The following is a 6526-nucleotide window of genomic DNA, read 5'->3' as shown; positions in this document are numbered from 1 at the left end:
AGCCCCCTGCCCTGCGGGATCTGGCCGAACGGGCGCGCGGCTATGCCGAGGCGGCCAGTTCCGTCAACACCCGCAAGGCCTATGCCGCCGACTGGAAGCACTTTGCCAGCTGGTGTCGGCGCGAGGGGTTGGATGCGCTGACGCCCGAGCCGCAGGTCGTCGGTCTCTATATCACCGCCTGCGCTTCCGGCGCGAAATCCGTCGGCGGACGCAAGAATGCCGTCTCGACCATCGAGCGTCGTCTCTCGGCGCTGGTCTGGGCCTATACCCAACGCGGCCTAAATCTTGACCGGCGCGACCGCCACATCGCCACCGTTCTCGCCGGCATCCGCAACAGCCATGCCGCCCCACCGCGCCAGAAGGAGGCCATCCTGCCCGAGGATCTGCTGGCCATGCTGGAAACCTGCGGCCGCGGGACTCTGCGGGGGCTTCGCGACCGGGCCATGTTGTTGATCGGCTTCGCCGGGGGCCTACGCCGGTCCGAAATCACCGGCCTGGATGCGGGTCGCGATCAGACCGAGGACGGGCACGGCTGGATCGAGGTTCTGCCCGGTGGGCTGCTTGTGACTCTGCGCGGCAAGACCGGCTGGCGCGAGGTCGAGATCGGTCGCGGGTCGTCACCCGCAACCTGCCCGGTCGACGCGCTGGAACTCTGGCTGAAGTTCGCGCGTATCAGCCAGGGACCGCTGTTCCGTCGTGTCACCGGCGGAGGAAAGGAACCGGGGCCGTTCCGCCTGAATGACCGCGAAGTCGCAAGGCTGGTCAAGCGCGCTGCCCAGACCGCCGGGCTTCGCGGCGATCTGCCGGAAAAGGACCGCCCTGCCCTGTTCTCCGGTCACAGTCTGCGCGCGGGGCTTGCCTCCTCGGCCGAGGTTGACGAGCGGCATGTACAGAAGCAGCTCGGCCATGCCAGCGCCGAGATGACCCGCCGGTATCAACGCCGCCGCGACAGGTTCCGGGTGAACCTGACCAAGGCGGCGGGCCTGTGACCTCCGCGAAGGCTTCGATCACCGGGATTGGCGGTTCCCGGTCTGTTTTGGCAACGAGACCTTCGCAAGAGCAGGAGAACGCGAGACTTGAAGTGCAGATGAGAATCGCAACCCGTCGAGTCGGCTTCATCGGACGGCAGCCCACTCACTATCGAGAAAATGCCGTTCCGGTGCCTCATGTAGCGAACAGGGACACTTTCGGGCAGAATGGTTGGACACCAGCCCCTGTTGGCAACATTGTGGATAAAATTAATCCCTATAAATCAGCTATTTATGGCGCTATGTTGATATAAGCTGTAAGCTGTCGGAACGGTTTCTACCCACTATATCTATGAACTTCCGTTCCGATAGCCGCAAAATTTTCTTGCGCTCCGACCATCCTACCAGCATAGACTGGACGCAATAATCGAAAAATTCGGGCGGTTACCGTTCCTAACCCCACCGAACAGCGAGAGCGGACAGATGCCACAGGCGCTACACGAGCACCTTTTGGGCTTCGCAAAGGATCTTACCACAGCCCTCAAAGCGCTGTCAGAGAGTTCCTTTGCGCCCCACGAAGTCAAAACGCTTCGGACCTTTTCGGCCGGGGAAGCAAGCTATTACCTTACCGTCGCGGACGGTTATCTGAGGAAGGCCCACCACGAGGGCCGGATCCCTGAAGTTGAGATGGGCCCGGGCGGGCGCAGAAAGTATACCGCCGAACAGATCCATGAGATCCGGCGGGTATTGGCTTCCTCAGCAAAGAACCCCGACCAATTCCGCCCCGGCCGACGCAGCGCTGATGACCCGACGCAGGTCATTGCCTTCGTCAACTTCAAGGGCGGCAGCGGGAAAACCTCCACCGCCATTCACGCGGCCCAGGACCTCGCGTTGCGTGGCTATCGGGTGCTCGCTTTGGACTGCGACCCGCAAGCCTCGCTAACGACCTTTTTTGGCTATCAGCCGGAGCTCGATTTTTTCGACGGCGGATCGCTCTACGATGTCATTCGTTACCGTGATCGGGAGACGGGGGACGGGCCAAGGCCGATCACAGACGTGATCAAGCGCAGCTATTTTCCAAATCTTGATCTGGTGCCGGGCGGCATACAGGTGGCAGAGTTCGAGCATGAAACGCCTGCGGCACTGAGCAAGGGTGAACTGCCCGTATTCTTCGACAAGATCCGGTCGGCTTTGCAGGTGGTGAAGGATGACTATGATGTGGTCATCCTCGACTGCCCGCCGCAACTCGGCTACGTGACCCTCTCTGCGATCTGCGCCGCGCAAAACATCGTGATGACGATCATCCCGGAGCGCGTCGACCTGGCCTCCGCGGCTCAGTTCCTCAACATGGCGTCGTCGTTGACCGAGGTCTTGCACGAAAGTGCCGGAGTGGGCCTGTTCGACAACTTCCGCTTCTTGCTAAGCCGCTTCGACACGAATGTGTCGACCCAGGTCGATTTTGCGTCGTTCATTCGCGACCTATTCGGCGATGCCGTCATGAAATCATCCTTCCTGAAGTCTGCCGCAATCAGCGAGGCCGGGGTCTCACAGCAGACCGTGCTTGAGGTCGAGCTCGGCGAGATGCGCAACCGGAAGACCTACGAGCGTGCAATCCAGTCGGTGCATGAAGTGACCGAAGAACTGCACGCAATGCTTCAGCAGAGTTGGGGGAGGGCGTGATGCGAAAGAACCTGCTTGCCAACAGCCTGAAGGCAGTCCGCGACGGCAAGGCTGCAGCTGCCGAAGACGAACAGAAGCCACGGAAACTCTCGGGTGTGCTCGACGTTCAGCGCGGCCTTGATCAGCTCAGCGCCGGTGCGGCCCGTCAGATCGATCCGGCTCAGATTTCAGAAAGCGCCGTCAAGGACCGCTTCGACCTTCAGGATGGCCTGGAGGATCTGATAAACTCGATAAAGGCATCGGGGCAGAAGCTTCCGGTCCTGCTCCGACGCACACCTCAAGGCCGCCTGCCCTATGAAGTGGTTTACGGTCGGCGCCGTATCGAGGCATGTCGGCAGCTCGGCATTCAGGTTCTTGCCCATATCGCAGAGCTCAGCGATCGCGAGGCGTTGATCTCCCAAGGGCTCGAGAACGCGGCGCGCCTCCAGCGCAGCTTCATTGAACAGTCAGTCTACGCAGAGCAGCTGCTGCACCACGAGTTTTCGCGCGAAGACATCATGGAGGTACTCGCGGTCGACAAAACCACGATTAGCAGGATGCTGGGCGTGGTATCTGATGTGCCCCGCTCCATCATCGAGCGGATCGGATCGGCACATGACTCTGGTCGCCGACCATGGCAGCAGCTGCGAGAGCTTCTGAAAGAGCGTGCGGACCTGGATGAGCCCGCAATCAAAAGTTTGATCCCGACGGACACCGCCGACAGCAATGAACGTCTGCAGGGGCTGATCCGAGCACTCTCTCACAAGCCTACCCCTGCCCCGCAGATCAGCGCCAAGCGCACACTCGCGGACGGCAGAATAAAGGTTGAGACAGCACGCGGCAGGATCCTCGTGAAGGCATCGGACGAAGAGATGCTTGGCTTTGCCGCTTTCCTCGATGAGAGGCTCGAACAGCTGCTCGCCGAGTTTGGAAATCACAAGCACAACTGAGTTGACCACCGGTCAAAATAGGTCCGGATTGATACATAAGTTGACCAGTGGTCAACAATCCGAGGCCAGAGGCTGGCAGGCTAAACTAGAAACGAGCAGGAAAGGGAGCAGACTCTAGGCAAAAAGAAACCCCCCGAAAGCGGTGATGCTTCCAGAGGGCTCCGATAGCTTGAACACCTATTTCGTAGCCCGAAAAACGAATCAGCGCAACACCGATTTCGGTGAACGGACCTAATTTGCCGTCTGAAATCGCATGAAACACATCACATCCACGGCCCTTGCGGCCGGGGCGCAGGCGAACTGTGCCAAATCCGCGGTGCACTCGCTCCCCAGCATGGGTTCGATCACCCTGCAACCAGCATTTAGGCCGATCTCGCGTCGGGATATCATGGCCGCGGTCAACACATGCAGCCGCGATCTCGGCATCCGGCAAGGGGCAGTGGTCGCTCTTGACGCTCTACTGAGCTGCCTGCCCTGCCAGGGCGTGGATGGTCGCGAGACACCGGTCTCCCCGGCCACCCTACTCACGGTCTATGCCAGCAACGAAACCCTGTGCTTTCGCGCCAAGGGGCTCACCGACCGTCAACTGCGTCGGCATCTGGAGACACTCGAAACCGCCGGCCTGATCCGGCGCCGTGACAGTGCAAACGGTAAGCGCTTCCCCGTAATGCAGCACGGCAAACCGATCGGTGCCTTCGGGCTGGACCTGTCCCCGCTCTTCGCGCAGTCCGACGAGCTGCTCGCACTTGCCCTGCGCCGCCGCGAGGAAGCAGACGAGTTGCGCGGCCTTCGGGCCCAGATCCTTAGACTTCGCGCGGCCTGCGCCGAACTCCACTTGAGCGACGCTATCACCACTTTCATTGACGGATTGCGAAACCTCGTGCGGCGTACCTCACTGACCCTCCTGGAGGCTCGGGCAGCTCTCTCGCAGCTGACCGCGGTCCTCTCGTCACATGCAGCCCCACAAGCAGTAGTCCATTGCGAAATCGAAGAGGTTGAGCAGCGCCTGCCCTCCAAAGCGGAAGCCGCTGACGCCACATCCTGCGCGGAGCACACCATGGTCGACGCCGCAGACGGAGCAGTCGCCGAACCCTCTCAACCCCTCACCGCAGAAACCTGTGGCCTGCCGCCAACCGAGCAAAAGCCCGCCTCTGACGGACGGAATGTCCGCCACATAGAGCAAGACTCAGATACAAAAAAAAGAAAGAGAGAAGCCGAGGACCTTCCCAGTTGGGCAGCCTTGACCGAGGTCAGTGCTTTCTATGAAGAGCCTACCAGTGCTCATGAAGCCACACGCATCGCATTCGAATTCGGGAAGATGCTGAGAATAAGCCAGGACATCCTCGCCAGCGCTGCAAGCAAGCTCGGGCTTTGGGAGCTTCTCAAGCTCGAAAACCGCATGGCAAAGCAGATAGGAACCATCCTCACCCCTGACGCCTATGTGAGATCCGTCCTACGAGCGTGATTCCTGACCGCGGTCGCATAGCCATGAAACACCCAGATAGACCACTCGGGAGGAATCGGATAGGTTCGTTGATTGTTCTCATACGGACATGCCGCGAGGTGGAGTGATGTGCAACCTTTACGCCCAGACGAAAAGCCAGGACGCGATGCGTCAGGTCTTTCGTGACGTGCTGGAAGAGGATGAGGAACTGATCGATGCCGCAGGCAACCTCGCGCCCGCATCCGGCATCTTCCCCGACTATGCCGCGCCGATCATTCGCTGCAGTAAAAGACGGGATTGGACGTTGACCACGGCCCGATGGGGGATGCCGACGCCACCAGTCTATCTTACGGCCAGGCGCACGGACCCCGGCGTCACGAACATCCGTAATGTCAGCTCGCCCCATTGGCGCAGGTGGCTCGGGATCGAACACCGCTGCCTCGTTCCCTTCACTAGCTTTTCTGAACTCGACGCCCGACCCGGCGCACCTCGCAACAACCCGGTCTGGTTTGCCCTCGGTCAGGACCGTCCGATCGCCTTCTTCGCTGGCATTCGCACCGAATGGACCTCAGTCAGAAAGCTGAAGGAGGGCGAGGTGACAGCTGAGCTCTTCGGATTTCTGACCTGCGAAGCCAACACGGAGGTCCGCCCGGTGCATCCCAAAGCCATGCCGGTGATCCTCACCCGGCCGGACGAATGGCGTTGCTGGCTGACCGCGGACATGAGCGAGGCCCTGAGGCTCCAACGGCCGCTGGCCAATGGTCTTCTCGAAATAGTCGCGGAGGGCACGCGTGCGGACCCTGCGTGACCGGCTGCAGGCCGCAAGTGATGATCCGCTTCACCTTGTGAAAGGCCGCATCCACGAAGTCGAAGGACGAGGTCGAAACGGCTTTGCACTCTTCCAAGCTGCAAGATTGGCGGGACCGGTCTTCTGGATCGTGTTGGCGCATGATCGTGATCGGCCAATGCCAGCAGCCCTGCCAGACGGCATAGCCGAGCAGTTATATTTCATCGAAGCCCGCAACGAGACCGATTTGCTCTGGTCTGTCGAAGAAGCACTGAGGGCGCGGCCGGTGTCTCTGGTCATCGCCGCTCCAGAGAAGCCGATTTCGCTGACCGCGGGCAGACGGCTCCAGCTGGCGGCCGAGGCCGGTGGCACGACGGGTCTGATGCTGATCCAGGAGGGCAGGGGGAGCAATGCCGCCGAGACCCGCTGGAAATGTGATCCGCTGCCGTCACCTCTGGACTCGACTCGTCATCGCTGGATCCTTAATAAGAACAAAAGAGGAACAACCGGAATCTATGATGTGAGCTGGAATGGCACGACGGCTGCTGTCCATCTGGTTCCCCAGGCTGGCGAGCGACATCAGCCTGAGGGCCCGCCCCGTTGAGGGGCCTTTCGCGTTGACGCTCCGGGCGTCGAACGCGGAACATCTGCATTGTCTGAACCGCATCGCAAGCGCCGCCGGGCTTCATCGCGGCATGCCGCTGGCCGACGCGCGCGC

The 6526-nt window shown here is 60.8% G+C and carries 6 protein-coding genes; all 6 read left to right on the top strand.

Annotated elements, in window-relative coordinates:
- Positions 1–11: 11 nt before the first annotated feature.
- Positions 12–989: a site-specific integrase gene (locus tag JC607_RS24835; protein WP_233093156.1), complete on the top strand. Its 978-nt coding sequence runs from the start codon at positions 12–14 to the stop codon at positions 987–989.
- A 462-nt stretch (positions 990–1451) separates the two neighbouring features.
- The gene (repA, locus tag JC607_RS24830; protein WP_198839389.1) at positions 1452–2648 is read left to right on the top strand and encodes a plasmid partitioning protein RepA; all 1197 of its coding nucleotides are present in this window, start codon (positions 1452–1454) and stop codon (positions 2646–2648) included.
- A complete protein-coding gene (gene repB, locus JC607_RS24825; protein ID WP_198839388.1) occupies positions 2648–3577 on the top strand; it encodes a plasmid partitioning protein RepB in 930 nt (309 codons plus the stop codon). The genes repA and repB overlap by 1 nt, the downstream gene beginning before the upstream one ends.
- Positions 3578–3830: 253 nt before the next feature.
- The gene (locus JC607_RS24820; protein WP_233093154.1) at positions 3831–5042 is read left to right on the top strand and encodes a helix-turn-helix domain-containing protein; all 1212 of its coding nucleotides are present in this window, start codon (positions 3831–3833) and stop codon (positions 5040–5042) included.
- Between the two features lie 106 nt (positions 5043–5148).
- Positions 5149–5829 carry an SOS response-associated peptidase gene (locus tag JC607_RS24815; RefSeq protein ID WP_198839387.1) on the top strand — a complete coding sequence of 227 codons (681 nt, stop codon included), beginning with the start codon at positions 5149–5151 and terminating at the stop codon, positions 5827–5829.
- Positions 5813–6412, top strand: coding sequence for an ImuA family protein (locus JC607_RS24810; RefSeq protein WP_370584952.1), 600 nt, complete (start codon positions 5813–5815; stop codon positions 6410–6412). The genes JC607_RS24815 and JC607_RS24810 overlap by 17 nt, the downstream gene beginning before the upstream one ends.
- Positions 6413–6526: the final 114 nt, after the last annotated feature.

The organism is Paracoccus sp. IB05 (assembly GCF_016405985.1).
Taxonomy (GTDB): domain Bacteria; phylum Pseudomonadota; class Alphaproteobacteria; order Rhodobacterales; family Rhodobacteraceae; genus Pseudogemmobacter.
Note: the sequence above shows the minus strand (reverse complement) of the source record. Positions and strands in the feature narration are given on the sequence as shown.